The 26,571-nt window shown below is 45.4% G+C and carries 35 protein-coding genes; 28 read left to right on the top strand and 7 right to left on the bottom strand.

All coding sequences use genetic code 11. From position 1 onward, the window contains the following. Nucleotides 1-36: 36 nt before the first annotated feature. The 3 genes from AC58PQ_RS02280 (at nt 37) to AC58PQ_RS02270 (ending at nt 1,900) form a co-directional block, all read left to right on the top strand. Complete coding sequence (locus AC58PQ_RS02280) at nt 37-1,137, top strand: MBL fold metallo-hydrolase (protein ID WP_497240356.1); 1,101 nt, start codon at nt 37-39, stop codon at nt 1,135-1,137. A gap of 85 nt (nt 1,138-1,222) precedes the next feature. After that, nucleotides 1,223-1,639, top strand: coding sequence for a hypothetical protein (locus AC58PQ_RS02275; protein ID WP_497240355.1), 417 nt, complete (start codon nt 1,223-1,225; stop codon nt 1,637-1,639). Between the two features lie 30 nt (nt 1,640-1,669). Continuing rightward, on the top strand, nt 1,670-1,900 hold the full coding sequence (locus AC58PQ_RS02270) for a hypothetical protein (RefSeq protein WP_497240354.1): 231 nt from the start codon (nt 1,670-1,672) through the stop codon (nt 1,898-1,900). Between the two features lie 74 nt (nt 1,901-1,974). Here the strand turns inward: AC58PQ_RS02270 and AC58PQ_RS02265 are convergent, their stop codons facing one another. Then, the gene (locus AC58PQ_RS02265) at nt 1,975-2,241 is read right to left on the bottom strand and encodes a hypothetical protein (protein WP_028554204.1); all 267 of its coding nucleotides are present in this window, start codon (nt 2,239-2,241) and stop codon (nt 1,975-1,977) included. 144 nt (nt 2,242-2,385) lie between these two features. Here AC58PQ_RS02265 and AC58PQ_RS02260 point away from each other — a divergent pair, with 144 nt between their 5' ends. Continuing rightward, nucleotides 2,386-2,637 (top strand): hypothetical protein, encoded by a 252-nt coding sequence (locus AC58PQ_RS02260; protein WP_497240353.1) that lies wholly within the window; start codon nt 2,386-2,388, stop codon nt 2,635-2,637. Here AC58PQ_RS02260 and brfA read toward each other — a convergent pair. Continuing rightward, nucleotides 2,592-2,846, bottom strand: a complete 255-nt coding sequence (brfA, locus tag AC58PQ_RS02255) for a ribosome rescue factor BrfA (protein ID WP_497240352.1) — start codon at nt 2,844-2,846, stop codon at nt 2,592-2,594. The two genes, AC58PQ_RS02260 and brfA, sit on opposite strands and share 46 nt — an antisense overlap. 91 nt (nt 2,847-2,937) lie before the next feature. Between brfA and AC58PQ_RS02250 the strand changes: the two genes are divergently transcribed. After that, nucleotides 2,938-3,126, top strand: coding sequence for a hypothetical protein (locus tag AC58PQ_RS02250; RefSeq protein WP_497240351.1), 189 nt, complete (start codon nt 2,938-2,940; stop codon nt 3,124-3,126). Nucleotides 3,127-3,201: 75 nt separating this feature from the next. On the opposite strand, the gene AC58PQ_RS02245 is transcribed toward AC58PQ_RS02250, so the two are convergent. After that, entirely contained in the window at nt 3,202-3,387 is a 186-nt protein-coding gene (locus tag AC58PQ_RS02245; RefSeq protein WP_497240350.1) for a hypothetical protein, read from the bottom strand. A 136-nt stretch (nt 3,388-3,523) separates the two neighbouring features. Here AC58PQ_RS02245 and steA point away from each other — a divergent pair, with 136 nt between their 5' ends. After that, on the top strand, nt 3,524-4,678 hold the full coding sequence (gene steA, locus AC58PQ_RS02240; protein WP_497240349.1) for a putative cytokinetic ring protein SteA: 1,155 nt from the start codon (nt 3,524-3,526) through the stop codon (nt 4,676-4,678). Nucleotides 4,679-4,717: 39 nt separating this feature from the next. Here the strand turns inward: steA and AC58PQ_RS02235 are convergent, their stop codons facing one another. Beyond that, the gene (locus AC58PQ_RS02235; protein WP_477590888.1) at nt 4,718-4,981 is read right to left on the bottom strand and encodes a DUF2627 domain-containing protein; all 264 of its coding nucleotides are present in this window, start codon (nt 4,979-4,981) and stop codon (nt 4,718-4,720) included. 204 nt (nt 4,982-5,185) lie between these two features. Here AC58PQ_RS02235 and lpdA point away from each other — a divergent pair, with 204 nt between their 5' ends. The 4 genes from lpdA to AC58PQ_RS02215 all read left to right on the top strand — a co-directional run bounded on the left by lpdA (nt 5,186) and on the right by AC58PQ_RS02215 (nt 10,095). Next, nucleotides 5,186-6,610, top strand: coding sequence for a dihydrolipoyl dehydrogenase (lpdA, locus tag AC58PQ_RS02230; RefSeq protein ID WP_497240348.1), 1,425 nt, complete (start codon nt 5,186-5,188; stop codon nt 6,608-6,610). A 108-nt stretch (nt 6,611-6,718) separates the two neighbouring features. Continuing rightward, nucleotides 6,719-7,729: a thiamine pyrophosphate-dependent dehydrogenase E1 component subunit alpha gene (locus AC58PQ_RS02225; RefSeq protein ID WP_497240347.1), complete on the top strand. Its 1,011-nt coding sequence runs from the start codon at nt 6,719-6,721 to the stop codon at nt 7,727-7,729. A 2-nt stretch (nt 7,730-7,731) separates the two neighbouring features. Then, nucleotides 7,732-8,712, top strand: a complete 981-nt coding sequence (locus tag AC58PQ_RS02220) for an alpha-ketoacid dehydrogenase subunit beta (RefSeq protein WP_477590893.1) — start codon at nt 7,732-7,734, stop codon at nt 8,710-8,712. 45 nt (nt 8,713-8,757) lie between these two features. After that, the gene (locus AC58PQ_RS02215; RefSeq protein WP_497240346.1) at nt 8,758-10,095 is read left to right on the top strand and encodes a dihydrolipoamide acetyltransferase family protein; all 1,338 of its coding nucleotides are present in this window, start codon (nt 8,758-8,760) and stop codon (nt 10,093-10,095) included. Nucleotides 10,096-10,101: 6 nt separating this feature from the next. Here the strand turns inward: AC58PQ_RS02215 and prli42 are convergent, their stop codons facing one another. Next, on the bottom strand, nt 10,102-10,206 hold the full coding sequence (gene prli42, locus AC58PQ_RS02210) for a stressosome-associated protein Prli42 (RefSeq protein WP_157276701.1): 105 nt from the start codon (nt 10,204-10,206) through the stop codon (nt 10,102-10,104). Nucleotides 10,207-10,278: 72 nt separating this feature from the next. On the opposite strand from prli42, the gene AC58PQ_RS02205 reads away from it, so the two are divergent. Then, entirely contained in the window at nt 10,279-11,409 is a 1,131-nt protein-coding gene (locus AC58PQ_RS02205) for a M20/M25/M40 family metallo-hydrolase (RefSeq protein ID WP_497240345.1), read from the top strand. An 84-nt stretch (nt 11,410-11,493) separates the two neighbouring features. On the opposite strand, the gene mciZ is transcribed toward AC58PQ_RS02205, so the two are convergent. Continuing rightward, nucleotides 11,494-11,703, bottom strand: a complete 210-nt coding sequence (gene mciZ, locus AC58PQ_RS02200) for a Z-ring formation inhibitor MciZ (protein WP_497240344.1) — start codon at nt 11,701-11,703, stop codon at nt 11,494-11,496. Between the two features lie 96 nt (nt 11,704-11,799). On the opposite strand from mciZ, the gene AC58PQ_RS02195 reads away from it, so the two are divergent. The 17 genes from AC58PQ_RS02195 (at nt 11,800) to sigF (ending at nt 26,105) form a co-directional block, all read left to right on the top strand. After that, nucleotides 11,800-12,354 carry an NUDIX hydrolase gene (locus tag AC58PQ_RS02195; protein WP_497240343.1) on the top strand — a complete coding sequence of 185 codons (555 nt, stop codon included), beginning with the start codon at nt 11,800-11,802 and terminating at the stop codon, nt 12,352-12,354. Beyond that, nucleotides 12,355-13,536, top strand: coding sequence for an endonuclease Q family protein (locus AC58PQ_RS02190; protein ID WP_497240342.1), 1,182 nt, complete (start codon nt 12,355-12,357; stop codon nt 13,534-13,536). 62 nt (nt 13,537-13,598) lie between these two features. Further along, nucleotides 13,599-14,240, top strand: coding sequence for a stage II sporulation protein M (gene spoIIM / locus AC58PQ_RS02185; protein ID WP_497240341.1), 642 nt, complete (start codon nt 13,599-13,601; stop codon nt 14,238-14,240). 105 nt (nt 14,241-14,345) lie between these two features. Further along, nucleotides 14,346-14,816 (top strand): ferric iron uptake transcriptional regulator, encoded by a 471-nt coding sequence (fur, locus tag AC58PQ_RS02180; RefSeq protein WP_497240340.1) that lies wholly within the window; start codon nt 14,346-14,348, stop codon nt 14,814-14,816. A gap of 275 nt (nt 14,817-15,091) precedes the next feature. Further along, the gene (gene ald / locus AC58PQ_RS02175; RefSeq protein WP_497240339.1) at nt 15,092-16,222 is read left to right on the top strand and encodes an alanine dehydrogenase; all 1,131 of its coding nucleotides are present in this window, start codon (nt 15,092-15,094) and stop codon (nt 16,220-16,222) included. A gap of 59 nt (nt 16,223-16,281) precedes the next feature. Beyond that, entirely contained in the window at nt 16,282-16,518 is a 237-nt protein-coding gene (locus AC58PQ_RS02170; RefSeq protein WP_497240338.1) for a DUF4227 family protein, read from the top strand. Nucleotides 16,519-16,604: 86 nt separating this feature from the next. Next, nucleotides 16,605-17,501 (top strand): site-specific tyrosine recombinase XerD, encoded by an 897-nt coding sequence (gene xerD, locus AC58PQ_RS02165; RefSeq protein ID WP_497240337.1) that lies wholly within the window; start codon nt 16,605-16,607, stop codon nt 17,499-17,501. Between the two features lie 123 nt (nt 17,502-17,624). Further along, nucleotides 17,625-18,800 carry a phosphopentomutase gene (gene deoB, locus AC58PQ_RS02160; RefSeq protein ID WP_497240336.1) on the top strand — a complete coding sequence of 392 codons (1,176 nt, stop codon included), beginning with the start codon at nt 17,625-17,627 and terminating at the stop codon, nt 18,798-18,800. Between the two features lie 34 nt (nt 18,801-18,834). Beyond that, complete coding sequence (locus AC58PQ_RS02155) at nt 18,835-19,662, top strand: purine-nucleoside phosphorylase (RefSeq protein ID WP_497240335.1); 828 nt, start codon at nt 18,835-18,837, stop codon at nt 19,660-19,662. Nucleotides 19,663-19,680: 18 nt separating this feature from the next. Further along, the gene (locus tag AC58PQ_RS02150; RefSeq protein WP_497240334.1) at nt 19,681-20,535 is read left to right on the top strand and encodes a purine-nucleoside phosphorylase; all 855 of its coding nucleotides are present in this window, start codon (nt 19,681-19,683) and stop codon (nt 20,533-20,535) included. A gap of 156 nt (nt 20,536-20,691) precedes the next feature. After that, the gene (locus tag AC58PQ_RS02145; RefSeq protein WP_497240333.1) at nt 20,692-21,132 is read left to right on the top strand and encodes a flagellar protein; all 441 of its coding nucleotides are present in this window, start codon (nt 20,692-20,694) and stop codon (nt 21,130-21,132) included. A gap of 147 nt (nt 21,133-21,279) precedes the next feature. Beyond that, on the top strand, nt 21,280-21,663 hold the full coding sequence (locus AC58PQ_RS02140; RefSeq protein WP_497240332.1) for a cupredoxin domain-containing protein: 384 nt from the start codon (nt 21,280-21,282) through the stop codon (nt 21,661-21,663). Between the two features lie 91 nt (nt 21,664-21,754). Beyond that, a complete protein-coding gene (locus AC58PQ_RS02135; protein ID WP_497240331.1) occupies nt 21,755-23,056 on the top strand; it encodes a pyrimidine-nucleoside phosphorylase in 1,302 nt (433 codons plus the stop codon). Between the two features lie 168 nt (nt 23,057-23,224). Next, on the top strand, nt 23,225-24,400 hold the full coding sequence (locus AC58PQ_RS02130) for a D-alanyl-D-alanine carboxypeptidase family protein (protein WP_497240330.1): 1,176 nt from the start codon (nt 23,225-23,227) through the stop codon (nt 24,398-24,400). Nucleotides 24,401-24,541: 141 nt separating this feature from the next. Beyond that, nucleotides 24,542-24,895 (top strand): anti-sigma F factor antagonist, encoded by a 354-nt coding sequence (gene spoIIAA / locus AC58PQ_RS02125; protein ID WP_310223353.1) that lies wholly within the window; start codon nt 24,542-24,544, stop codon nt 24,893-24,895. Next, nucleotides 24,892-25,338 carry an anti-sigma F factor gene (gene spoIIAB / locus AC58PQ_RS02120; RefSeq protein ID WP_497240329.1) on the top strand — a complete coding sequence of 149 codons (447 nt, stop codon included), beginning with the start codon at nt 24,892-24,894 and terminating at the stop codon, nt 25,336-25,338. The genes spoIIAA and spoIIAB overlap by 4 nt, the downstream gene beginning before the upstream one ends. Before the next feature lie 11 nt (nt 25,339-25,349). Beyond that, on the top strand, nt 25,350-26,105 hold the full coding sequence (gene sigF / locus AC58PQ_RS02115) for an RNA polymerase sporulation sigma factor SigF (protein WP_497240328.1): 756 nt from the start codon (nt 25,350-25,352) through the stop codon (nt 26,103-26,105). A gap of 130 nt (nt 26,106-26,235) precedes the next feature. Here sigF and AC58PQ_RS02110 read toward each other — a convergent pair whose 3' ends face one another. Continuing rightward, nucleotides 26,236-26,445, bottom strand: a complete 210-nt coding sequence (locus tag AC58PQ_RS02110) for a DUF378 domain-containing protein (protein ID WP_477594972.1) — start codon at nt 26,443-26,445, stop codon at nt 26,236-26,238. Nucleotides 26,446-26,571 lie beyond the last annotated feature (126 nt).

Raw genomic sequence — 26,571 nt, 5'->3', positions numbered from 1 at the left:
TAGGCAGAACTTAGAGATCGCATGGAGGCAATGAGGATGTTACTGTCGTTAGGGATTGTTGTGGCTGTGGTTGGTGTTTATTTTTTATTTATGAAAGTGTACCCCGTATTCGGACGAAAGCCTTCCAAGGAGGACATGAAGAGGTTTACCAAGTCTCCCCAATATGCTCAGGATAAGTTCGAAAATCCAGTTCCAGCGATGATGAATATGAGCTTCACTACAACGCTAGGAATCTTGCGTGATATGATGAAGGGAAGTCCTCATCGTCGTCCAGCATCCACCTTACCGATGGAAACGTCCCAATTCAGGATAAATGGGGACACAAGTGTTACGTGGTTTGGACACTCGGCGAGTTTGCTGACGATCGATGGAAAAGCCTTGTTGCTTGATCCGATGTTTGGAAGAACACCGTCTCCCTTTCCTTGGTTGGGGAAAAACAGATACAGCGGCGGCATCCCTTTTGAGATCGAAGAGCTACCGCGGATCGATGCCGTTATTTTATCCCATGATCATTATGATCATTTGGACTACGGCTCGATTATGAAAATTAAACACAAAGTGAATAAATTTATCGTGCCGCTTGGCGTGGGTGCTCACCTAATCCGTTGGGGGGTCCCAGCAGCCACCATTGAGGAGCACGACTGGTGGGAGGAGCTTACGTTCGAAGGGCTGCAGCTGGCGTGTACGCCGGCCAATCATTTCTCTGGTCGCAGTGTCGATGATCGCGGTGCAACCTTATGGTGCTCTTGGGTGATCAAAGGAAAGCAGTCTAGCGTCTTCTTCAGCGGCGACAGCGGGTATACGCCTCATTTTAAGCAAATTGGTGAGAAATACGGACCTTTCGACCTGACATTGATGGAATGTGGTCAGTATGACGAGCGTTGGGCAGATATCCATTTGATGCCCGAAGAAACGGTTCAAGCACATCTCGATGTGAGAGGGAAGGTGATGCTGCCCATCCATTGGGGAGCCTTCACTTTAGCCATTCATGATTGGAATGATCCTGTTGCTCGTGCCGCGAAGGCAGCTAAGTTGAAAGGGGTAGTGATGATCACTCCACCAATTGGTCAAACCATTACCTTGAAAGGATCAGATGTTATGAGCTACCAGAACGCAGATTGGTGGGTACAGTGTTAATTCGAGCTGAACTGGCTACATGGGTTTTCACATGTTATTATGAATAAGGTTCATAATTGGAAGTAATCAGGAGAGAAGAAGAGCGATGTCGGAACAAAAAAAAGTGAGGAAATTTCATTTTCTGGCCGTGTTGCTGGGAATAGCTATCGATAATATCGGGACGATGTTATCATCAGGTTTGATTGGCAGTTTATTTTTTGCAAATCGTCCCACACAGGATCAAAATCTAGATGCCATATATTCGAACACAGCTCTTTTGCTATTATTTCTGGTCGTTGGCTTGTTCTGGACGTTTCTAGGCAGTTATTTCACAGCTAAGGTGGCCAAACGTGCAGAGCTTTTCAATGCAGCGATCATTGGAGTCATCGGGGCAGGAATCGGATTTGATTCGATATTAACACAAGATGTTATCCCATTATGGTATGAGTTGGTCGGATTTGTTGCTATCGTGCCAGTGGCACTCTTAGGCGGATATGTTGCACTCAAGAGGAAAAAAGTCTAACGAGTGAATTGTGATTGGGAGGTGGGCGGTATGCCAAAGTTCGCGAATGCGAGTGAGGAAGCAACGACATTTCTACGTAAGCAAACAGGTAGCAGTCAGTTGGAGTGTTATACCTATATTGATGCAGAAAATAGTTCGGATAGCTTTTTTATTGTCAAAACCAGTAATAAGGTCATTCATGTATCTTTTGCAGAGATTGCCTATGAACCTAGGAATTACCAGAGCTTACTAGAAGGGCTCTATCGAGCTATCTATGAATAACTAGCGAGATACCCGTACAACAATGAAACCCCTCAGCCAATGTGGCTAAGGGGTTTCATCATGTGTTTATCTAATTACTTAATGAAGGTTAGAGCTTGATCTGCGATGGAGAACTTGTAGCGATCAAGGCAATTGCAAAGATAATCTTTGCGGCAAATTGGGCAAGGCTCTTTCATCAATCGGTTCAAATCTGTTACGCGACCGATGCCAGTTTCAGCATCTCTTTCAAAGAAAAGACGACATTTGTTGCGGTCTTTCAAGGAAACAACGACTTCAAAAAGACCATTCTTTTTATTATCACTAACTATTGTTGCATCAACTACCTGCGGATCGTAGGCCATATGTATTTCCTCCTAAGAGTTTGCTCAGCAAAACGTACTACATCGCAAATTCATAAATTAACATGCTTTTCACTTTGTTTGCTCAGTTGCATTAGTATATTATATAAATAAAAAAGATTTAATTCAATAGGAGGTCATTTAGACATGATCATGGACTATTGTGAACAGGAAATATCGGAGGGTCAGACGCTTATACACATAGGTCTACAATTTGAAGATGAGCCTGATTCCTTATACGTAGCGGAGCTAGAGGTTGACGATCAAGGGGAAGTAAAGAGTTGGCAATTATTCTTCAACGGTTTTGATTGCAAATATAACTTTCGCCCATCGGAAAAAGAAGAAATGATTCATTACGCGGCTCTACAGGGGATTACCATTCGCGAGGGGCACGAATGAGAAATAGAAAAGGAATTATCGCCATATACAGAATGGTTCAAATTCCTTGACTTGTGTTTATTCTGTTGTTTGGTTTGCAGTTCTTTACGTGTAGGTGTTGTCTTGGTGACAGGATTCGTTCCGAACCAATGCAAACGATTCATAGCGGGATCTAGTTTTCCTTCACGTAAACATCGTTGACGCAACTTTTGAGCTTGAGATCGTGACATGTTGATTCCCTCATTTCAATATTAGTTTCTACTTCTATTTTATCAGGTGTTGGGGAAGAGGCAATGGAAAGTTTTTATAAAATGAAAAAGGGTGATCGGGTTGCGCATACAAATCCAATTAGCGATAGATGGCGAAACGAAGAAGACGGATGTGCTCGAAATAGCAGAGCATAAGCTTGGCGAAATGACGGATGAAGAGATCGAACAAGCCATTGAAGTGAAAATCCGAACATGGATAGATCGGATGGTTCAAGTGGAGTGGGAAGTTATCGACGAATAAGCGGAAAGTCCAAGTCATAAAAACGGCTCCGTAGGGGTATACCCAACGGAGCATCATTGTACAACCTATGTATGTTTAGTGAACAATGGTGTTAACTCCTGTCCTCTGTAAAGCATGTTCCCAACTTGGGTAGTAATACAGGGCGTTTTTCATAAGATCAGGATGCAGCTTCTTCACATTTTTTTTGGCTAGTGACTCCCCTGTGCTGTGAAGCTGCACAATTTGGCCTAACACTTCGTCTGCGCTCATGTTTAGCTCCATAGATGTTTCCTCTCCTTTCTTATAAGAATATAAACCAATGCTTGCCATTCACGTCTTAAAATATACATAGAATTTTGTGGAATCGGGCAAATTAGGTAGGCCATGCGACGTTGTTAGGAAAGTCAGGTGTCTAACCATGAATTGGTCATCTTTATCTTTATTTGCCGCGAAGCCTAACCTGCTCTGCAAAGGGAAAATTGCCATAATAACAGGTACATATGAGTCATTTCATCAACTCCCGTATAGTCGCATTGTTGTGCTCAAACAAGGTGACATCGATGAAGAACATGCACAGGAGCTTATAGATCGAAGAGTGCAGGCTGTGGTTCACTGTGGACAAGCCATGAGTGCTGAAATCCCAACACAAGGTCCACTCTTACTTTTACAGCATCATATCCAGATATGTGAACTACATTCAGGCCATTTCGAGAACTTTATACCTGAAGCAGAGATGAACATTTATCAGGATACCATTCAAGTGTCTGGGCAAACTGTGCCCTGTAGAATGTTTACACGTGAAGATTGGCTGCTAGCACAGCGGGCTGCGAATGAGCGGGCCACGGAGCGATGGGAGCCATTCATTGAACACACGTTAGCTGTTGCTATGCGTGAAAAGCAAGCTGTTAAAGAGCCGTTACCTAACGTAACGCTGCGTACCCAATTAGAAGGTAGACACATCTTGGTGGTTTCTGCTGGGAAAGGGTTTAAGAAGGATTTACAAGCAGCGAGAGGGGTTATTACTGCGTTTAAGCCGATTCTACTCGGAGTTGGTGAAGGGGCGGATGCGCTGCTAGCATGTGGCTATCAACCGGATGTTGTCGTGGGTGATGCGAATCAAATTTCGAATCGAGTATGGCATAGCGGTGCAGATATTATTATCCATACGTATCCGGGAGAGCACGGTATCTGCGAAGAACTTCAGTCTTGTGGACGCTGTAAATTTCACGTCTTACCTTGCATAGGAACCAGCGAGGATGCAGCTTTATTGTTAGCATATGAAAAGGGCGGGGAATGGCTAATTACGGTTGGCGTTCAATCGCATATGAGTGATTTTCTCGCTAAAGGAAGTGAGGATATGGGGAGCGCGCTTCTTGTGCGAATGAAGATCGGTGCACGACTCGTGGATATCAAAAGCTTACAAGCTTTGACTATTCAGCCCAATCAAAGGCGAAAAGAAGCGGTTTCCACCCTTGTTCTTTCGTGTTTATTTATCGGGCTTAGTCTTTTCCAACTTCATTGGATCGTGAAGCGCGCGGCACATGTTGTGTGGAAGCTTGTTGGGGCAGAATGAAGGCTCTGGAATGAAAAAGGACCGGACATATTGTCCGGTCTATTTGTTGCGTTTAGGTTTAAATCTGGGGGCGAGGTAGTTCCGCTTACGATCTCTGAAAAAGGTCCACCCGCCAATAAAGGCAACACCGATCAGAAACAAAATCAAGCCTAAGAAGAATTTTCCCCATAACATGCCGCTATTGGTAGCCGTATCGAATTGAGCGAAAAAGGCATCTTTCATCGCGAGAAAACCATAAGTAGCGGTAATACCGGGAATAACGAGAAGAAGAATGGCAATAAATCGATAAAAGGGTGCTTTCATACGAACTCCTTACCTAACTTTATCTGGATAAACTCACTTGTCCTTAATGGACGATGTAGCCGTTTATTCTACATCATACTCTGAATCTGCTAGCGTGTCTAATTCACAAATAAGACTATGACTTTGATCCCAAAAAAGGGTAATATAATAGAGACGCACGTATACATATAACAAGTAATTGTTGCTATAGGAGGCTAACCATGCATGAGTGAACATAGATATGATGTCGTGGTATTAGGCGGAGGAATTGGTGGTTACACCGCTGCCATAAGGGCTGCACAGCTAGGTAAAACGGTGGCAATCGTCGAACGTGATAAAATGGGCGGTACTTGTTTACATCAAGGCTGTATACCAAGTAAAGCTTTGCTGCGCAGTGCAGAAGTTTATGCCACGATGAAGCATAGTGAGGATTATGGCATATCGGCACAATCAATCTCATTGAATTTTGATCATGTTCTTGGCCGTAAGCAGCGTATTGTTGATCAATTACATCAAGGCCTTCAGTTCCTGATGAAAAAGAATAAGATTACGATTCACCATGGGAATGGACGAATTATCGGACCGTCGATTTTCTCGCCACGCAGCGGTGCTGTTTCTGTTGAGAAGGAAGACGGCGATATCGAAACGCTTCTCTCAAATAATTTAATCATTGCAACTGGTTCTAGACCTCGCAGCCTGCCAGGTTTAGAAATCGATGGCACTTCCATTATCACAAGTGAAGATGCGCTGCGGATGGAAAGCCTACCGAAGTCCATCATCATTGTTGGCGGTGGCGTTATTGGCGTAGAATGGGCATCGATGTTGCATGATTTTGGCGTGGAAGTAACGATCGTAGAAGTTGATAAGCGTCTAGTCAGCTTAGAAGACGAAGATGTATCCAAAGAGTTGGAGCGATTATTCAAGAAACGTGGCATTAAGCTAGAGACAGGCACGAAGCTGATTCCGGAGTCTGTGAAGGTGACAGATGGCATGGTTACTATGCAAGTGGACAAGCAGGGTGAAGTGCAGGAGCTATCTGCGGAGCGAGTTCTTGTTTCTGTTGGCCGCGTGGCGAATATTGAAGCTATGGGGCTGGAGAATACCGATATCAAAATCGATAAAGGTGTCATTCGCGTCAATCGCTTTATGCAAACGACGGAATCACATATTTACGCGGTTGGAGATGTCATTGGCGGGTTAATGCTCGCGCATATGGCAGGCCACGAAGGCATTGTCGCAGCGGAGCATATTGCTGGCCATCAGCCAGATGAGCTGCAAACGCATCTTGTTTCCAAATGCACATATACAAGACCTGAAATTGCCAGTGTTGGTTGGACCCAGCAGCAAGCAGTCGAAAAAGGTCACCAAGTGAAAGTTGGCAAATTTAGTTTCAAAGGAATAGGGAAAGCTCTTGTTTATGGGGATTCAGACGGTTTCGTTAAGGTCATTGCAGATAAGGACACGAATGATATTCTGGGTGTTCATATGATTGGTCCTCAAGTAACAAACAGTATCACGGAGGCTGCACTGGCCCAAGTGCTCAATGCAACACCATGGGAAGTTGGTCAAACGATCCATCCGCATCCAACACTTTCGGAGGCATTAGGTGAGGCTATGCTAGCTGTCGATGGGATAGCAATTAGCGGATAAAAATTGTAATCATAAACATTTGCGTTTATAATATGCTTATAGAGTCAAGTACTAGGACCAGGTATTAAGTTTTAGTCACCATTAAATCTCACTAAGGAGGCAAACTCCATGTCCATTGGTCAGCTATATAAGCACAGAAGTTTAGGATTATCAGATGAAGAAGCTGTACGCATGTATACGGTTATGAGCCTGACGGCTAAATTTGATGAGCGAGCATTCATGCTTCAACGCGCAGGTAAAATTCCATTCCATGTTTCTGGGATGGGGCAATACGCAGGGCAAGTAGGAATTGCTTTCGCTATGCAAGCGCAAAAGGATTACTTTTTACCCTATTATCGTGATTATGCTTTCGTTCTTTCGGTTGGCATGACGGTTAGAGATCTTATGCTTTCCATATTCTGTAAAGCTGAAGACGTTAATAGCGGCGGTAGACAAATGGCCGGTCATTTCGGTGATCGTAAAAATCATATCGTAACAGGATCTTCCCCAGTTACTACGCAAGTTCCGCATGCAACAGGTTTTGCGTTAGCCGCGAAGATGAAGAAGCAAGAATTCGTTACATATGTCTCCTTTGGAGAAGGCTCCAGCAATCAGGGGGATTTCCATGAAGGCTGTAATTTCGCTGGTGTACATAAGCTGCCGGTTATTTTCGTTTGTGAAAATAATCAATACGCAATTTCGGTACCACTTCATAAGCAGGTTGCGGGCAAAATCGCTGATCGGGCGATTGGATACGGCTTCCCAGGCGTTCAAGTCGATGGCACCGATGTCTTGGAAATGTACCGCGTAACAAAAGAAGCAAGAGAAAGAGCCGTTCGTGGAGAAGGTCCAACATTGATCGAGATGGTGTGCTATCGCATTATGCCGCATTCCACTTCGGATGATGACATGTTGTACCGGACAAAGGAAGAAGTTGAAGAGAATCGTCAAAAGGACGGTATTTTGAAATTCAAAGAATATTTAATCGCTTGTGATCTCTGGAGCGAGGACAAAGATAAAGAACTGCAGGAGCGTCAGAAGCAAGAAGTCAATGAAGCAACGAAGTATGCTGATCTTGCCCCTTATCCGAAGCCGGAAGATACGCTTCTTCATGTTTATGCGGAAGGAGATGGCAAATAAATATGGCAGTGATTACGTATTTGGAAGCAATCCGTTCTGCGATGCAGGAGGAAATGCAGAAGGACGACAATGTATTCGTCCTAGGTGAGGACGTAGGGAAAGGCGGTGTTCTCAACACGACCAAAGGACTTCGCGATCTATTTGGCGAAGAACGCGTGTTGGACACGCCTCTAGCAGAATCGGCAATCGTTGGTGTAGCCATCGGCGCGGCGATGTATGGCATGAAGCCGATCGCTGAGATCCAATTTGCTGATTTCATTTTCCCAGCAACGAATCAAATTCTAAGCGAAGCAGCGAAAATTCGCTATCGTTCGAACAATGACTGGAGCTGCCCGATTGTCATCCGTGCTCCTTACGGTGCAACTGGCGCAGGTGCCCTATACCATTCACAGTGTCCAGAATCCGTATTTTTCGGCACGCCAGGTCTGAAGATCGTAGCGCCATCGAATCCGTATGATGCCAAGGGATTATTAAAAGCAGCCATTCGTGATGGGGATCCTGTGCTTTATTTTGAACATAAGAAATGCTACCTGGCCTTATCCGCCGAAGTTCCGGAAGAAGACTATATCGTTCCAATCGGCAAAGCGGATGTGAAGCGTCAAGGTACGGATATTACCGTCATCGCTTATGGCATGGTTGTGAATTTTGTACTTCAAGCTGCGGAGGAATTGGCGAAAGAAGGTATTTCGGCACACGTACTTGATTTGCGTACCTTGCAGCCGCTGGATCGGGATGCGATTCTAGAAGCCGCTAGAAAAACAGGCAAAGTGCTCATTACACATGAAGATAACAAAACAGGCGGCGTCGGTGCGGAAGTATCCGCGATCATTGCGGAAGAGATGCTATTTGAGCTGGATGCGCCAATCGCTAGACTATGCGGCCCTGATGTTCCAGCAGTTGGCTCCAATCCACCGATGGAGAAGTTTTTCTTACTGAATGCTGATAAGCTGAAGGAAGCTATGCGCCAGCTTGCCTTGTTCTAAATAGTTCTCATCCGTTGATCTTTTCCGAAATTAGGAGGTACTTGTATGAACACAACCGGCCGCCTCACCGAGGTAACTGTTCCGCATTTGGCGGAAAGTCTCGTTTCGGCTACAATCGGCAAATGGCTGAAGAAGCCAGGCGATTATATTGAACAATATGACGTTCTTTGTGAAATGTTCACAGAGAAAGTAAATACAGAAATGCCTAGCCCAATCGAAGGTAGACTTATCAAAATTATTGTCGGCGACGGCGAAACAGCGGCCGTTGGCGAAGCGATTTGTGTCATTGAAGAGCCAGCTGACTCTTCTGAGAACGCTGCAGCAGCGCCACAAGCAGCATCTAGCGTGTCTGAGGACACCACAGACACGAATCAAAGCATGCGCAATCGCTTCTCACCAGCGGTCCATAGACTTGCTCAAGATAACCGTGTAGATTTGTCACGCGTAGCTGGAACAGGTCTTGGCGGACGTATTACCCGCAAGGATGTGGAGACCTTCATCGCTTCTGGTGGTGCTAATGCGGCACCAGCGGCCGCTCAAGCGACGTTACCTGCAGCAGTGGCATCCGTAGCGCCTGTCGCGGCTGAAGAACCAGAGAATCAGCCTGTACGCAGCTCTGGTATCCATTTATCTGCAAGTCCACAAACGCCGCTGAGCGAAGCGGAAGGTCACAACCTGGATGCACGCAATGAGCATTTCATCGATGTAACGCCAATGCGTAATGCGATTGCTACGAAGATGCGTCAAAGCGTCACTGAAATTCCGCATGCTTGGACCATGATTGAAGTCGATGTGACGAATCTGGTTGTCTTGCGTAATAAAGTGAAAGACGAGTTCATGCGCCGCGAGGGCATTAACTTGACGTACCTGGCGTTTATGCTGAAAGCGGTTGTCAACGCGATCAAAGATTATCCGATTATTAACTCGGTTTGGGCTGTAGATAAAATTATCGTGAAACGCGATATTAATATTTCCTTGTCCGTCGGTACGGAAGATTCCGTCATGACGCCGGTTATCAAGAAAGCCGATCAAAAAAATGTCGCAGGTCTTGCAAGGGAAATTGATGAGTTAACGAAGAAGACACGTGCGGGGAAACTATCGCTGAACGATATGGTTGGCGGTACGTTCACTGTTAATAACACAGGCTCCTTCGGTTCGATTCTCTCGTACCCAATCATTAACTATCCGCAAGCGGCGATTGTGACGTTCGAATCGATCGTGAAGAAGCCTGTCGTGATTCAAGATATGATAGCGGTACGCTCTATGGTAAACCTTTGTTTATCGTTGGATCACCGAATTCTCGATGGTGTGATCTGTGGAAGGTTCCTTCAGAGAGTGAAAGAAAATTTAGAAAGCTACAACGCGGATACTAAAATTTACTAAAGGCTCTTATGAGGTGAAAAATAATCCGGCTGTAAACAATAAGCTGGATAACAGCATAACGATGAGCATAATGTAAATAACGACTTTAAACCATTTTTTATTCTGTAGCACGGGATTCACTCCTTTTTCGTCCAAGCTTGTACCGTTTTATTGTAACTCAAAGTGTGTATCGGAGGAAAGTATATGATTAGGCAAGATCGTTTAATCCAAGAGTTCATCACCCTAGTTAAGGTGGATAGTGAGACGCGATTTGAACAAGACATCTCTGTTGTTCTTCAAGAAAAGTTCAGACAGCTTGGCTTAAAGGTTGTCGAGGATGAGTCAATGGCCAAAAGCGGTCATGGAGCAGGTAATCTCATCTGCACATTAGAAGCGACGGACAGCAACCCAGCGATCCCAACCATTTTCTTCACATCACATATGGACACGGTTGCTCCTGGGAATGGTATCAAGCCGCAAATTGGCGAAGATGGCTACATTCGCTCGGATGGAACAACGATCCTTGGCAGTGATGATAAAGCAGGAATCGCTGCAATGCTGGAAGGGATTCGAGTTTTGAAAGAGCAAAACATTCCCCATGGTCGCATTCAGTTCGTTATTACGGCAGGTGAAGAAAGCGGCTTGAAAGGCGCGCGTGCGATGGAACGAAGCAGCATGGAAGCGGAATATGGCTTCGCGCTGGATTCTAACGGGAACTTAGGCGCTATTGCAACGGCAGCACCTGGACGTGCAGAAATTGAAATCATTTTCTATGGCAAATCAGCGCATGCTGGTGTGAATCCGGAAGATGGCATCTCGGCCATCCAAGTGGCAAGCAAAGCCGTTTCGCGTATGTCATTGGGCAGAATCGATAATGAAACGACGGCAAACATCGGAAGCTTTTCTGGTGTAGGGCCGCTAAATGTGGTATGCGATAAGGTGAAGATGGAAGCGGAAGCACGCAGTATTGTACAGCACAAGCTGGAAGCGCAGATTGAAGCGATGAAACAGGCGTGTGAATCAGCTGCAGCCGATGCTGGCACTACCTGTGAGTTCCATGCGGATATTGTGTATGCATCATACATGCACGATGATTCAGCACCGATCGTTCAATTGACATCTCGCGCGATGAACACCATAGGTTTAACAGCGAATACCTTCCACTCCGGTGGCGGAAGTGACGCGAATATTTTCAACGGAATGGGCATCCCTACTGTGAATTTGGCTGTTGGTTATCTAGAGATTCATACGGTCAAAGAGCGTATCGCGATTAGCGATCTCGTCAAAACGGCAGAACTCGTTGTTGCGCTTGTGAAAGAAGCGGCCAAGGTTTAAAATCATGAATAAAAAAACCGATTCGTCCGCCTCAAGGCGCGGCTAATCGGTTTTTGTTTTATTTGAGCTGCTTTGTATAATGAATTAGATAGCTGCAATTGGAAACGAGAGGATTCGAGCTGAATGCCTATGTGATCCATGTGCTATAGACTTCATAGGGGTGTTCAAGCCAGCTAGATACTCAGCTACAGTGACCGATGGACCGGCTTGCTGAAGCATTTGCTGAAGCTGATGTCTGACCTCCCAGACTTTGCCCACAAGTCGGATTTGCTTATCGTTCACATAACTCTTCATATCGGAGTCCCTCTTTTCAGGAAAATATTTGATATAATAAACGATATGCTAGAGGTGGACAAGTTAGACCAACTTAACTTAGGACGAGGTGCTCAAATGACAGACCATAAGAAATTTGAAGAAGTGACAACGAGTAGTGAGATGATTTTCAAAGGGAAAATCATTTCCCTGCAAGTGGATCAGGTTACGTTGCCGAATGGAGGAACAGCCTCCCGAGAGATCGTCAAGCATCCCGGTGCAGTAGCGGTCATTCCGTTATTAGGTGACAAAATGATTGTCGTTGAGCAGTACCGTAAGCCGCTAGAGAAGAGTCAGGTAGAAATCCCTGCAGGTAAGCTCGACAGCAGTGAGGAGCCGTTGAAAGCAGCCTTACGTGAGCTTGAGGAAGAGACAGGCTATCGGACGGATAACATTCGGTTGGTAAGTTCGTTCTATACATCACCTGGGTTTGCAGATGAGATTATCCACATGTATATCGCGGAGGATTTGGTGAAGGGAACTGCGAATCCAGACGATGACGAATTCTTGGACTGTGAAGCTATTACGCTTACGCAAGCACAGCAGTATATGCGTGAGGGGCGCATCAGTGATGCCAAGACGATTATGGCTGTTTATGCGTGGCAGCTGTACAAATTAACTGGTCAAATCTAGATGTTAAAGGATTATTATGTTGATCTTCATATTCACATTGGCCGAACGGAGAAAGGTCAAGCTGTGAAAATTAGCGCAGCGGGCAATCTCACATTTTTCAATATTGCTCATGAAGCCGCGAACCGGAAAGGGATGGAGATGATCTCCATCATTGATACCCACTCTCCCTCTGTCCAAGAGGAGATTATGATGTATTTGGAAAAGGGAGACATGGTGGAGCTCGAAGGCGGGGGAATTCGCTATCGGGATACGTCGATCATCCTAGGCAGCGAAATCGAAGTGAGAGACCCTGGGATGGGTCCTGCGCACTTGCTTGCTTATATGCCTACACTGAAGGTCATGCAGGAGTTTACGACATGGATGAAGCGGTATATGAAAAATGTGGAGCTAAGCTCACAACGTATTTATGTGCCTGCGCGTACGCTTCAGGAAGAGGTTATAGGTAGGGGAGGCATTCTTATCCCTGCGCACATCTTTACGCCGCACAAAAGCGTGTACGGCAGTGCAGTTAGCTGCATGAACGATCTTCTGGATGTGAAGCAGATCCCAGCAGTAGAGCTTGGTTTAAGTGCGGATTCAGAAATGGCTGGATACATTTCAGAGCTGGATGATTTCACCTACGTGACGAACTCAGACGCGCATTCCTTAGCGAAAATAGGTCGCGAATACAACCAAATGAGGCTTGCTGAACCGACCTTCGAGGAATTGGTCAAAGCACTTCAGCGCCGAGAAGGGCGTGGTGTCACAGCCAACTATGGGTTGAATTCGCGATTAGGCAAATATCATCGTACGTATTGCAGTGTGTGTGAAACCGTACTAGATGATGGAGATACAGCTGTGGAGCGATGCGTAAATTGCGGCAGTCCCAAAATCGTTCGTGGTGTCATGGATCGCATCATGGCGATCGCGGATCGCAAGCAATCCTATCAACCAGCGCACCGTCCTCCTTACTATTTTCAAATCCCATTAGAGTACATCCCAGGGTTAGGGCCCAAAAAGCTGGAGCAGCTCCTAAATCGGTTCGGAACAGAGATGTATGTCTTACATCGCGCGACGCCTGAAGAGTTGTCTGTAACCGTTGGAGAAGAAATAGCAGCGTATATTGTGAAGGCTAGAGAAGGGGCTTTAACGCTTGAAGTTGGGGGCGGCGGGAGGTATGGCAAAGTGAAAAATCATTCATAGTTTCTTCTTTTCGCTCATAAGCTTGTCTTTGTAGAGGTTGTACAAAGAAGGGAGCGGCGAGTGTGAATAGGAACTTAACGATGAAACAATATATGAAGGATAATTTGCCGTTATTTATATTCGTCGCTGTGCTCTTCGTTATTGGCGTTATTTTCGGTGCCGTCATGGTTAACGCCCTTTCTTTGGAACAGAGGACCGAAATGACCCGCCATTTAGGCAGCTTTTTTCATGAAATTAACGATGGCGTTGAAATCGACAGCCAGCAATCGTTTAGTCAAGCTTTTGGCATGCATATGAAGTGGATCTTATTGATCTGGTTATTTGGCTTGTCGATTATAGGTTTGCCTCTGATTTTAGTATTGGATTTTCTAAAAGGGGTGCTGATCGGCTTCACGGTCGGATACCTTGTTGGACAGATGTCGTGGAAAGGTATGCTTTTTGCGCTTGTGGCCGTTGTTCCTCAGAATTTAATTGTGATTCCAGCCATATTATTTTGCAGCGTGGCAGCGATGTCATTCTCCATCTATATGATCAAGCATAGAATCATGAGTCGTAGTGGTAACATTTACCAACCTTTCATGAGATATACAACGATCACTTTAGCCATGGGGGGCTTCCTACTTGCGGCAGCGTTATTAGAAGGATACTTCTCCCAATACATGATGAAATGGGTAACCCCAATGCTGGTGGGGCTTTATGGGTAATGAAATGAATTGTGTTTCTGTTTGACTTTGTAAGTTCGCTCCCCCTATAATGAAAAGAGTGGCTAAAAATGGGCTAGGATGCCCACCTTTCTGAGGGGGAGGCATATGGAAGCAAGGATTGAGAAAATTAAACAACAATTGCAATCCCAAGGGTACAAGCTTACGCCTCAAAGGGAAGCGACAGTTCGCGTCCTATTGGAGAATGAACAAGATCATCTCAGTGCAGAAGATGTGTTTATGCTAGTGAAGGATAAAGCGCCAGAGATCGGTCTAGCAACGGTTTACCGAACTTTAGAGCTTCTGAGCGAGCTGCATGTCTTGGAGAAAATGAATTTTGGCGACGGAGTTGCCCGTTACGATTTGCGTGACGACAATTCGCGTCATCATCACCATCACTTAATTTGCGTGCAATGCGGAGCCGTAGATGAAATCATGGAAGATTGGCTCGGACCTTTCGAAGATCGGTTAGAGACTGAATTTCATTTTCAAGTATTAGATCATCGACTTGATTTTCAAGGTATTTGCTATCGCTGTACCGAACGAGGGAAACCGGACTCATTGGAGAAATCCCACTAATAGTTTCCGCAAGGATGCTATTCAAATTATGAAAATGCCTGTATGCAAGCAAGATGCATACAGGCATTTTTGTGTTTTTATCATATGCTATCTAGTAGAAAGGTGTTTGCTTTCCGTCACATAATTGGCAAGGGAGTCTGGGTACATTATAGATGAATCGAAATAAACGGCTCCGCCGTCCTACTAGGACGGTAGCGTTTATCTAGAAATAAAGCCAGTTTATCGTGTGAAACATATATTTTCTTTATTTGAACCAAAGGAAGAAGGTGGCGATTGTGTCGAAACCATGCCTAGTTGTTGGAGTTCCTAAAGAAATCAAAAACAATGAAAATCGTGTCGCGCTAACCCCAGGCGGTGCAGGGATGCTGCAAATGTCCGGTCATCGCGTGCTAATCGAGGCGGGAGCTGGCATTGGCAGTGGCTTTTCCGATGAGGATTATAAGCAAGAGGGTGCCACAATTATTGCACGTGCTGAGGATGTATGGGCACAAAGCGATATGATTATGAAGGTGAAAGAGCCTTTGCCTGCCGAGTATGGGTATTTCAAGGAAGGTCAGATGCTATTTACGTATTTGCACTTAGCTGCGGCTGGTGATTTGGCGGCACAGTTAGTAGAGAAGAGAGTAACAGGGATTGCCTATGAGACGATCCAACTGCCGAATGGCTCATTGCCCTTGTTAACACCAATGAGTGAGGTAGCAGGTCGGATGTCCGTACAGATTGGAGCCCATTATCTAGAGAAGTTTTATGGCGGCCGCGGCATTCTTCTTGGAGGTGTCCCTGGTGTGCCACCGGCAGATGTTATCATTCTAGGCGGCGGTATTGTAGGTACGAACGCTGCCAAAATGGCGTTGGGTCTTGGCGCAAACGTCGTGATCATCGAGCGTAGTGCAGACCGTATGCGAGCTTTGGATGATATTTTCGGAGGACATCTCCGTACCTTAATGTCCAATCCGTATAATATCGCGAGCGCAGTCCAGAAGGCAGACCTGCTGATTGGCGCGGTACTCATACCTGGCGCGCGAGCACCGCGATTAGTAACGGCGGCAATGGTTCAGAGTATGAAACCGGGAGCAGTCATTGTGGATGTTGCCGTCGATCAAGGAGGATCCATCGAAACGATTGATCGTGTGACGACCCATAGTGATCCAACCTATGAGAAATTCGGTGTGCTGCATTATGCGGTAGCCAATATGCCAGGTGCCGTCCCTCGGACGTCAACATTGGCATTAACGAATGTAACGTTGCCGTACGCGTTGGAGCTGGCTAATAAAGGCTTCACACATGCTATAGCGGATAACTATCCTCTGCAGCTTGGTGTGAATACGTACAAAGGCAGCGTCACCCATTCAGCGGTTGCTGAAGCGCTTGGCATGCCCTATACCAAATTGATTGACTTGTCATAATCATGGGCCTAGCCTCATATTCTGTTCCTAAGACATGGAATAGACATGGAGGCAGGGCTATGATTTTTTCCTATCGGAAATTAATTGTTCGCTTGCAGTACATTTTAGTTTTTATGGCATTGACGGTTATTTTATATCAAGTCATGATGGCTGTTTCTGGTTGGATTCAACCTGTGAACAAGTATAAAGCGCCTACGGGGAAATCAGTCAAAGTATTTGGGCAAGGCGAGCATGTCTCCTTTGACTCGAATTCGATGAGTGAGCGGCTTCGTTTGTTTTATTGGTATGGTGAATAAAGCGAAAAATAAAGGAATATCTCCAACCATCGTGGAATGCTATACGTTGGAAGTACTAGCAGGTAAACGAGGGAGAGACTGACATAATGACGAGTGAGCTACAATCCTTCATCCGATTTCTGACGACTGAACGGGGACTTTCACGAAATACACTCGAATCCTACGAAAGAGATCTCGTTCAATTTGTTGCTTATCTCGAGTTGCAAGGTATTTCAAGCTGGCGAGATACAGGGAAAATGCATCTTGCAGGTTATCTTTCTCAATTAAAAGTGCTCGGACGAGCTTCAGCGACCTTATCACGCATTCGCGTATCACTACGCTCCTTTTTTCAATACATGGTGAAAGAACGACACCTTGATTCGGATCCTTCTGTATTCGTTGAGGTACCTAAGTTAGAAAAAAGGCTTCCTAAAGTGCTGAGCATTTACGAGGTTGAGAAGCTTCTTGAGGCACCTCAATCTGAGCAGGTGAATGGGGCACGGGATAAGGCCATGCTTGAATTGCTCTATGCAACAGGAATTCGTGTGTCTGAGCTCGTGTCTTTAAATATGACAGATGTGAATTTAGAGATGGGCTTCATTCGCTGTATCGGCAAAGCTGAGAAGGAGAGAATGATACCTCTAAGCGGTATTGCGATAAGGATTTTGGAGTCGTATATTCACAATTATCGCATGAAGCTGTTAAAAAGATCGATAGATGAAGATGCCCTCTTCATTGGACATTTGGGCACTCGGATGACGAGACAGGGCTTCTGGAAAATTATGAAGCGGTATGCCTCAGAGACGGAAATTACGAATGAGATTACACCGCATATGCTTAGACACTCCTTCGCTGCCCATTTAATTGAAAACGGTGCCGATTTGCGATCAGTTCAGGAAATGCTAGGTCATTCGGATATTTCCTCCACACAGCTATATGTTCAGGTCACGAAGCTCAAAATGAAGGATGTTTATAATCGAGCTCACCCTAGAGCTCACTTATAATTGCGATCGGAGACGCAGCGGCCATTCCAACAGGAATCGCTGCTGTTTTGCATTCATGGGTTGGAAATGGGATAATGAAGGGTGGATATCATTAACATTAGGGATTGATTTGGAGGGACATCGGTGCGCTTTGAACGAATTAGTTTAATCGTATTGGATAGTGTAGGCATTGGCGAATTACCGGATGCTGAACAGTTTGGCGACCTTGGAGCACATACACTTGGTCATATCGCAGAGAAAGTGAGCGGCTTTGCGCTGCCCCATTTGCAGCAAATGGGAATCGGAAATATTGCGGATATTCACGGGATTCCTCCTGTGACATCACCAGAAAGTTATTATGGCAAAATGGCAGAGGTTTCGGTTGGTAAAGATACGATGACGGGCCATTGGGAGTTGATGGGGCTTCGTATTTCCACACCATTTAAAGTATTTCCAGACGGTTTCCCCGAAGCGTTGATCTCGCAATTTGAGCAAGAGACGGGTCGTAAGGTCATCGGAAATAAACCGGCTTCAGGTACAGAGATTTTAGATGAGCTCGGCGAGGAGCAGATGAAGACAGGCGCATGGATTGTCTATACATCTGCCGATAGTGTATTCCAATTGGCCGCGCATGAAGACATCATTCCGCTAGATGAGTTATATCGGGCTTGCGAAATTGCCCGAAGATTAACGATGCAGGATGAATTTGCAGTGGGTCGCGTTATCGCAAGACCTTATCTGGGTACGCCTGGCGCATTCAAACGCACGCCGAATCGACATGATTATGCGGTCAAGCCTCCAGCGCCTACCGTAATGAATCAGCTTAAGAATGCTGGATGGGATGTCATTGCGATTGGTAAAATTAATGATATCTTTGACGGAGAAGGGGTTACGCAAGCAACCTCGACGAAAAGCAATCTGGATGGCATTCAGAAGACGATTGACGTGCTTGGAACATCGTTTAAAGGGCTTGCTTTTACCAATCTAGTCGATTTCGATTCCTTATATGGTCATCGTCGCGACCCCGAGGGCTATGGTAAGGCGTTAGAGGAATTCGATGCCTATGTGCCACAGCTGAAAGCGGGACTTGGACCGAAGGATCTGCTTATTTTGACAGCGGATCATGGGAATGACCCTGTACATGCAGGTACGGATCATACACGTGAGTACGTTCCCGTATTGGTGTATAGTCCAAGCTTCCAAACGCCAGCTTCCTTGGGCATACGGGGAACCTTTGCTGATTTGGGCGCAACAATCGCTGAGAACTTCGGCGTTGAACCTACAAAGAATGGTGAGAGTTTTCTGCACCTTTTGAAATAAATCATTATAAATTAAATTTAGGAGGCATGGTTACATGTCAGGAACATCGATGATTCAAGAAATTCAAGAAGCAGCAGCTTTTATTAAAAAAGAAACAAATATTACGCCGCAAATTGGCCTTATTCTCGGTTCAGGTCTAGGTGTTCTAGCAGATTTGATTGAGCAGCCAATCGTGATTGACTATTCCCAAATCCCGCATTTTCCGGTCTCGACCGTAGAAGGACATGCAGGAGAATTGGTTGTTGGGTCCATTCAAGGCAAGCAAGTCCTCGTCATGAAAGGGCGCTTTCATGCTTATGAAGGCTATGGCGCTGAAACAGTTTCTTTTCCAGTACGCGTCATGAAAGAGCTTGGCGTGGAGACATTGATCGTTACCAATGCTGCAGGCGGAATTAACGAATCGTACCAAGTTGGCGATCTCATGGTGATCAGTGACCATTTGAATATGACGTTCCGCAATCCGTTGATTGGACCGAATGATTCTGCACTAGGCGTGCGCTTTCCGGATATGTCGGAGGCTTACAGCAAGCGTCTACGCAAATTAGCGCACGATGTAGCGGCAACGCAAGATTTTAAACTGCAAGAAGGTGTATATGTCGGTCTGCTTGGACCTAACTATGAAACACCTGCTGAGATTCGAATGTTCCGTACACTGGGTGGAGACTCCGTTGGTATGTCAACTGTTCCTGAGGTAATCGTTGCTCGCCATGCGGGTATTGAGGTATTGGGCTTCTCGTGTATTTCCAACATGGCGTCGGGTATCCTGGATCAACCGTTATCTCATGCAGAAGTGATGGAAACAACTGAGAAGGTTAAACCTAAGTTTTTGAAGCTAGTTCTTGGCATCATCGAGGCGCTCTAAGCAGAAAAGGAGATCAACATGACATTGACTTATATACAAAAAATTAATGAGGCTGCAAGCTTTATCCAATCTCGCTTAGGCGGTGTTTCTCCGTCGATCGGACTCGTTCTAGGTTCAGGACTTGGTGATATGGCGAATCAGGTGGAGCAGCCTATTGCAATTGATTATAGTGAAGTACCGCATTTCCCTGTATCAACCGTTGCAGGTCATGAAGGGCGCTTTGTTGTCGGTACTTTGGAAGGTAAACAAGTTATCGTTATGCAGGGACGTTCTCATTACTATGAAGGCTATGATATGCAAAAAGTCGTGTTTCCTGTCTATGTCATGAAGGCTATAGGGGTCCAAGCGGTTGTGATGACCAACGCGGCGGGAGGGATGAATCGATCCTTCCAAGCTGGTGATTTGATGTTGATTAGTGATCATCTCAATATGACGGGGGATAACCCGCTGATTGGACCGAACCACTCCGAACTCGGTGTTCGTTTTCCGGATATGTCAGAAGCATACAACCGTGATTATCGCGCACTTGCTCGTGAGTTAGCGGGGGAAGTTGTAGGAGAGGACGGAGTACCCCTCAAGCTGCAAGAAGGCGTTTATGCGGGAATTACAGGTCCTACGTATTGTACACCCGCAGAGCTTACGATGCTTGCCCGTATTGGTGGAGATGCGATTGGTATGTCTACCGTTGGTGAAGTTATCGCTGCGCGCCATGCAGGACTGAAGGTGCTCGGCATTTCTTGTATTACGGACATGGCCGTTGGTGAGGAACTTGAACCCTTGACGCATGAACAAGTTGTGGCTGTTGCGAATCGGACGAAGCCGAAATTTATTGCCTTAGTTAAAGCATTTGTTCGCGAGGTTCAATTGGGATAAATTGAATCGGAAACTGACTGAATTTTTTATGATTATAAGCGCCTAAAGACCTATCAAAGATGAGGGACACATGGTAGAATGTAGTTAATTAGAACTATATTCGAAGGTTATCTGCCTATGAGAGATTACCTATTCCATACAAGGATGTGTTGGAGCATGTCAGTCCCTGAGCTCATGGTAAGTAATTGCCCGCGATGCGGGAAGGTTTTTCAGAGAAATTTACACAATCAATGCATGGCGTGCAGTACAAACATAAATGATCAATTGAAAAATAGCCTCGAATTTCTTCGTAGAAACTATCGTTCCACGAATGAACAGGTATGCGAAGCTACAGGTGTGTCCATTATTCAATTACAAGTTTGGATGAAAGAAGGAAAGCTGAAGCTTACAGATTATCCAAATCTGAGTTATCAATGTGCGTCTTGTGCGGAGCCAATTCGTCAACATAAGCTGTGTGTCGCTTGTAGTACCCGAATTAGTCGCGATATCAGAAAGCTCAATGAAAGCGGTGCGGTTCCTGCCACGAAGCGGGCGGAAGTGAAACAACAGGAATCCTCTCGAGGTTTCCATGTTGGGGATCGATGGAATCGTGGGTAATTTGCTCAGGAATGGGCAATAGTAAGATGGAGTTCAGTTCACAAATCTGTCACGAAATAGTCAAAGTTTTGCCACGTACTAGATATGGGATTATTCTCTGATGTTAGGTAGAATAGATGAAGTGAACACACGATGAGGGGGATATGCATGCAAAAGTGGATTTTCTTTGTACTATTTATACTTGCGGGCGCATTGGGGCTGGGAGTCCTCTTTCAAGATATTTCTGATCGCCAAGAGGCACATGAAGCCGAGGCTGCCGCTAGTAAAATGCAACAGCTGAAAATAACTGCTTCGAACTGGCAGTTTGATGCACCGGACTACACTGTGAAAAAAGGTGAAGCTACGAAAGTATCTTTATCTTTAAAAGAAGGTGTCCATGCCGTTGAAATCGTTGGGTTGGATATTAAACTTGACAAAGAAAACCCTTCGAAGGAAATAACATTTGACAAACCAGGTACATATGAAATTTTATGTTCGCTACCTTGCGGCGAAGGACATGCTAAAATGAAAACCAAATTAGTTGTTCAATAATGATATGGCAAGATTAGAGGGGGGCTTATGAAGCTCCCTTTTTCCATTTTCCTATTTGTGATGTAAAATGCAAGTTAAAGGAGGCTATCTCATGAGAATGGTTGATTTAATTCATAAGAAGCGTGTCGGTGATGCATTAACGGAACAAGAAATTACGTTTATTATCAATGAATATACAGTTGGGCATGTACCTGATTATCAAATGTCTGCCTTCTTGATGGCGACCTTTCTGAACGGGATGACGGATGAAGAAACGTCTTTTCTCACATTAGCGATGGCGGGGTCAGGTGAAATGATTGATTTATCCGCAATTGCTGGTGTGAAAGTGGATAAACATTCGACAGGCGGCGTTGGGGATAAGGTTAGTCTCATCGTTGGACCTGTTGTGGCATCACTTGGCATTCCTGTCGCCAAAATGTCGGGAAGAGGCTTGGGACATACAGGTGGTACATTGGATAAGCTGGAGTCCATTCCAGGCTTTCAAATTGAGTTGTCGAAGGAAGCCTTTATCGAAGCGGTGAACACGAATAAAATTGCGATTGTCGGTCAAAGCGGTAACTTGGCACCTGCCGATAAGAAAATATATGCCTTACGTGATGTAACGGCTACGGTGGATTCGATCCCGCTGATCGCTAGCTCCATCATGAGTAAGAAAATTGCCTCAGGGGCAGAAGCGATTGTCCTAGATGTGAAAATTGGCTCAGGTGCTTTCATGAAAACGGTGGAGGATGCAAGGGTACTCGCTCGTACAATGGTGGAGATTGGAACTCGTCTAAATCGTAAAACGATCGCGATGATTACCGATATGGATCAACCTCTTGGCCGCGAAATCGGGAATGCGAATGAAATTCGGGAATCAATCGACGTGCTGCGCGGTACGGGGGATAGAGATCTAACGGAGGTTGCGATTTCTGTTGCGGCGTATATGTCCGTGCTAGGTAAGGTGTTTAATTCCTTTGAGGAGGCGCAGGAGGCTGTCCGTGACATCATCATGACGGGGAAAGCGTTGGATACGTTCAAACGCTTTATCGCCAGCCAAGGCGGTGATTCGCGTGTGGTTGATCAGCCTGAGCTTTTGCCAACGGCAGCCTATCATGTCGAGGTAAAAGCCAAGCAAGCTGGTTTCATCAATGAGATTCAAGCGGAAAACATCGGAATTGCGGCTATGCTGCTTGGCGCAGGACGGGCGAAGAAAGAAGATTTGATCGATTATGCGGTCGGGCTGACGTTAAATAAGAAAATCGGTGATGCTGTGCAAGTGGGGGAATCCATTTGTACAATTCATGCAAATCGTTTGGATGTGGTTGAGGTTGAAGCCATGATTGTAGATGCGTATAAGATCACTTCCACGCAGCCAACACCGAAACAATTAATTTATGACGTAATCGAATAGAAATAGATAGAGAGCACTTTCCCAAGGGAAGGTGCTTTTTTGTCTTTCTGGCTTATTTTCACCCGCATGGAATAATTTGTACGGAATTCGTCAACACTGATTAGCAGTCATTCATGCTGCAAAATGCCAAACTTTCACTTCATACATCACAGGAGGGGTACAATTGCTATGCGAAAAAAAGGGCTAATCAGTTTCATTTGTTTACAACTAAGTGTGATGCTGTTCCTGCCAGCGATTTATGCGGCGGAAACCAAGGTACAGCCAGTAGATCTAACACCTAATGCGCAATCTGCAGTTCTGATGGATGCGGATACGGGTACGGTGATCGTGGAGAAGAATAAGGATGCAAAGCTTCCGCCAGCAAGTATTACGAAAATCATGACGATGCTGCTGATTATGGAAGCGATCGACAAGGGCTCCATCAAAATGGATGAAAAAGTCAGCGTTAGTGAATACGCGGCCTCAATGGGAGGCTCTCAAATTTTCTTAGAGCCTGGTGAGCAAATGACCGTCCAAGAAATGCTGAAGGGCATTGCAATGGCGTCTGGGAATGATGCCTCTGTGGCCATGGCGGAGAAAATTGCAGGGTCAGAAGAAAATTTTGTTGCCATGATGAATGAGCGTGCAGCTCAATTAGGGATGAAAAACACCCATTTCTCCAACTGCAATGGACTGCCTGTAGCTAATCACTATACAACTGCGAATGATATTGCTGTTATGTCAAGAGAACTGCTTAAGCATGAAGGCATTACGAATTTTACAGGTGCTTATCAAGATTATTTGCGTAAAGATTCGCCGAAGCCGTTCTGGCTCGTGAATACGAATAAGTTGGTTCGTTTTTACAGTGGAGCAGATGGATTGAAAACGGGCTATACCAGTGAAGCCAAGTTCTGTTTATCGGCTACAGCGAAGCGGGACAATTTACGGGTCGTGGCTGTCGTATTAGGGGAACCCAATACCAAGACACGGAACGCAGAAGTGTCAAAGCTTTTTGATTATGCTTTTGCACAATACATGAATTATCCATTGTTCAAAACAGGCGATAGCTTGGGTAATTTTACGATAAATAAAGGCCAAGTATCGACAGTGCCGTTAGTTGCGAAGCAAAACTATAGTATTTTAATGAAAAAAGGGACGGACACGGCTAATATCCGACATGAATTGCAGCTCGATCCAAGCTTAAGAGCACCTGTTAGCTTAGGCCAGCCGATTGGTAAAATCATGGTCTATAACGGCGATAATGTCCTAGCTGAATACCCTTTAGAGTCTCCGCTGGCTGTTGATAAAGCCTCATGGTGGAAGCTATTTAAACGGACGACGTCCCAGTTATTTACTACGGATTAATGGTGGAAAACAGCGAATAGAGGACGCGAAAATCGTATATTTTGCCTACTTTTAGCGGTTTTCTTCTAGTTTTGTCGGGGGGCAGGAAATACCAACTCAGTTGTAGAAACTAGTGTTCATGACCTGAAGGGAGTGAACATATTGGGCCTGCAAATTGAGTTTGAGCAAGGCAGAAGAGCGCTGATTGTTAGATTGAAGGGCGAGCTTGACCATCATGCAGCGGATAGTGTGAAGGCGCGGATGGAGGATGCGATTGCAAAGGAGCAGACGCACCACCTGATTCTTAGTTTGAAGGACCTTTCCTTCATGGATAGCTCGGGTCTTGGCGTCATTCTTGGTCGTTACAAGCAAATTACGAGTAAAGGCGGCAAAATGGTCGTCTGTGACGTGTCACCAGCCGTGTATCGTTTGTTCGAGCTTTCGGGTATGTTCAAGATTGTATCGATTCAGGATAACGAACGTAATGCAATGTCCAGTCTGGAGGTTGCTTTATGAGCGAACGTAACTTTATGTCACTGCAATTTGCTAGTCGGTCAGAGAATGAAGCCTTTGCACGTGTAGCTGTGGCCGCATTCGTTTCACAATTAGATCCAACTTTAGATGAATTGACGGATATCAAAACGGTTGTTTCAGAGGCCGTAACGAATTCGATAATACATGGTTATAACAATCAAACGGATGGTGTCATTACCATTTCAGCCGAAATCGATGATGACACGATTCGTTTAACGATTGAGGATAAAGGCGAAGGTATTGCTGATTTAGAGCAAGCCAAGGAGCCGCTGTACACGTCCAAACCGGAGCTCGAACGTTCAGGTATGGGTTTTACAATTATGGAAAATTTCATGGACGAAGTGGAAGTTGTGACGGCCGTCGGAATCGGAACGAAAATAAACATGTTGAAGCGAATTGAATCTAAAAAAGCTTTATACAATTAGGGGTAGGATCTATGGATGTTGATCTGAAGCATGCTTCTCATAGTTATTTAGACGATTCGGAAGTCAAACGGTTAATCGCCCTCAGCCAATCCGGAGATGGACTCGCTAGAGAAACACTTGTCAGCTGCAATATCCGTTTGGTGTGGTCCGTGGTTCAGCGCTTTTTGAACCGTGGTTACGAAGCCGAAGACTTGTTCCAGATCGGATGCATCGGGCTGCTTAAGTCCGTTGATAAATTCGATCTCTCGTATGATGTGAAGTTCTCAACCTATGCGGTACCGATGATTATTGGAGAAATCCAACGGTTCCTGCGGGATGATGGGACACTGAAGGTTAGCCGCTCTCTCAAGGAGTTAGCGAACAAAATTCGCAAGACGAAGGATGAGCTGTCGAAACGCTTAGGCAGGCTCCCAACGATCAAAGAGGTTGCCGAGGAGCTGATGATTACGCCGGAGGAGGTTGTATTCGCGCAAGAAGCGAATAAACCACTCTCGTCGATTCATGAGACCGTGTTTGAGAACGATGGAGATCCGATCACGCTTATGGACCAAATTTCGGATGAATCCGGAGAGAAATGGTTTGAGAAGCTGGCGTTGAATGAGGCTATAGGGACGCTCTCAGAACGAGAACGACTCATTGTCTATCTCCGTTACTTCCGTGATCAGACGCAGTCTGAGGTCGCCACTAGACTTGGTATATCCCAAGTTCAGGTCTCGCGATTGGAAAAGAAAATACTGCAATCCATTAAAGATCAGATTGCCCTCTAATAAGCAAAAAATGAATAAACCGTGCTCCTTTGGGAGGACGGTTTTTCAGCGCATATACATAGAGCCGCTGACTTCCCGAGAGCACCAGGGGCGATGAGCGGCTTTTACCCCTTGTACATCTGAACCTCTTCTATCGAACCGAGTAACGGTCGAAAGAATAAAATCTCACGCAGTAAATCCCGCATAAGCCTACAAGGGAATAGACGATACGACTTAACCCTGAAGATTCACGGTGTGAATCCCCCCCAAGCAGAGCAGAAACTAAATCCCATTCGAAAAGCCCAACTAGAAGCCAATTCAGCGCACCGATGATGACGAGTGTTAACGCGAATTTTGCCATGTTATCACCTTCTTTATATGGAATAAGTGATCCGTATTCCCTATTTAACATGCCTTGCCAAATCAGTCTTTATACATGGAGAATTTACCAATGATTGAGTTGTTTATGCCAAGGAAAGATTTTGCA

The sequence above is a fragment of the Paenibacillus sp. J22P143 genome, from assembly GCF_059692035.1.
This window is presented reverse-complemented; position numbering and strand designations above follow the sequence as displayed.

Coding starts and splice junctions, on each gene's coding strand:
- mciZ (WP_497240344.1), bottom strand. CDS start 11,703: ATGAAGAGTTATGTGAACGATAAGCAAATCCGACTTGTGGGCAAAGTC.
- AC58PQ_RS02170 (WP_497240338.1), top strand. CDS start 16,282: ATGATTTTTTCCTATCGGAAATTAATTGTTCGCTTGCAGTACATTTTA.
- AC58PQ_RS02225 (WP_497240347.1), top strand. CDS start 6,719: ATGTCCATTGGTCAGCTATATAAGCACAGAAGTTTAGGATTATCAGAT.
- steA (WP_497240349.1), top strand. CDS start 3,524: ATGAATTGGTCATCTTTATCTTTATTTGCCGCGAAGCCTAACCTGCTC.
- AC58PQ_RS02235 (WP_477590888.1), bottom strand. CDS start 4,981: ATGAAAGCACCCTTTTATCGATTTATTGCCATTCTTCTTCTCGTTATT.
- AC58PQ_RS02155 (WP_497240335.1), top strand. CDS start 18,835: ATGTCAGGAACATCGATGATTCAAGAAATTCAAGAAGCAGCAGCTTTT.
- AC58PQ_RS02135 (WP_497240331.1), top strand. CDS start 21,755: ATGAGAATGGTTGATTTAATTCATAAGAAGCGTGTCGGTGATGCATTA.
- lpdA (WP_497240348.1), top strand. CDS start 5,186: ATGAGTGAACATAGATATGATGTCGTGGTATTAGGCGGAGGAATTGGT.
- AC58PQ_RS02275 (WP_497240355.1), top strand. CDS start 1,223: ATGTCGGAACAAAAAAAAGTGAGGAAATTTCATTTTCTGGCCGTGTTG.
- AC58PQ_RS02140 (WP_497240332.1), top strand. CDS start 21,280: ATGCAAAAGTGGATTTTCTTTGTACTATTTATACTTGCGGGCGCATTG.
- AC58PQ_RS02190 (WP_497240342.1), top strand. CDS start 12,355: ATGTTAAAGGATTATTATGTTGATCTTCATATTCACATTGGCCGAACG.
- spoIIAB (WP_497240329.1), top strand. CDS start 24,892: ATGAGCGAACGTAACTTTATGTCACTGCAATTTGCTAGTCGGTCAGAG.
- AC58PQ_RS02265 (WP_028554204.1), bottom strand. CDS start 2,241: ATGGCCTACGATCCGCAGGTAGTTGATGCAACAATAGTTAGTGATAAT.
- AC58PQ_RS02270 (WP_497240354.1), top strand. CDS start 1,670: ATGCCAAAGTTCGCGAATGCGAGTGAGGAAGCAACGACATTTCTACGT.
- AC58PQ_RS02150 (WP_497240334.1), top strand. CDS start 19,681: ATGACATTGACTTATATACAAAAAATTAATGAGGCTGCAAGCTTTATC.
- brfA (WP_497240352.1), bottom strand. CDS start 2,846: ATGTCACGATCTCAAGCTCAAAAGTTGCGTCAACGATGTTTACGTGAA.
- AC58PQ_RS02195 (WP_497240343.1), top strand. CDS start 11,800: ATGACAGACCATAAGAAATTTGAAGAAGTGACAACGAGTAGTGAGATG.
- xerD (WP_497240337.1), top strand. CDS start 16,605: ATGACGAGTGAGCTACAATCCTTCATCCGATTTCTGACGACTGAACGG.
- AC58PQ_RS02215 (WP_497240346.1), top strand. CDS start 8,758: ATGAACACAACCGGCCGCCTCACCGAGGTAACTGTTCCGCATTTGGCG.
- AC58PQ_RS02110 (WP_477594972.1), bottom strand. CDS start 26,445: ATGGCAAAATTCGCGTTAACACTCGTCATCATCGGTGCGCTGAATTGG.
- AC58PQ_RS02280 (WP_497240356.1), top strand. CDS start 37: ATGTTACTGTCGTTAGGGATTGTTGTGGCTGTGGTTGGTGTTTATTTT.
- AC58PQ_RS02145 (WP_497240333.1), top strand. CDS start 20,692: ATGTCAGTCCCTGAGCTCATGGTAAGTAATTGCCCGCGATGCGGGAAG.
- sigF (WP_497240328.1), top strand. CDS start 25,350: ATGGATGTTGATCTGAAGCATGCTTCTCATAGTTATTTAGACGATTCG.
- AC58PQ_RS02130 (WP_497240330.1), top strand. CDS start 23,225: ATGCGAAAAAAAGGGCTAATCAGTTTCATTTGTTTACAACTAAGTGTG.
- AC58PQ_RS02260 (WP_497240353.1), top strand. CDS start 2,386: ATGATCATGGACTATTGTGAACAGGAAATATCGGAGGGTCAGACGCTT.
- fur (WP_497240340.1), top strand. CDS start 14,346: ATGGAAGCAAGGATTGAGAAAATTAAACAACAATTGCAATCCCAAGGG.
- AC58PQ_RS02205 (WP_497240345.1), top strand. CDS start 10,279: ATGATTAGGCAAGATCGTTTAATCCAAGAGTTCATCACCCTAGTTAAG.
- AC58PQ_RS02220 (WP_477590893.1), top strand. CDS start 7,732: ATGGCAGTGATTACGTATTTGGAAGCAATCCGTTCTGCGATGCAGGAG.
- AC58PQ_RS02245 (WP_497240350.1), bottom strand. CDS start 3,387: ATGGAGCTAAACATGAGCGCAGACGAAGTGTTAGGCCAAATTGTGCAG.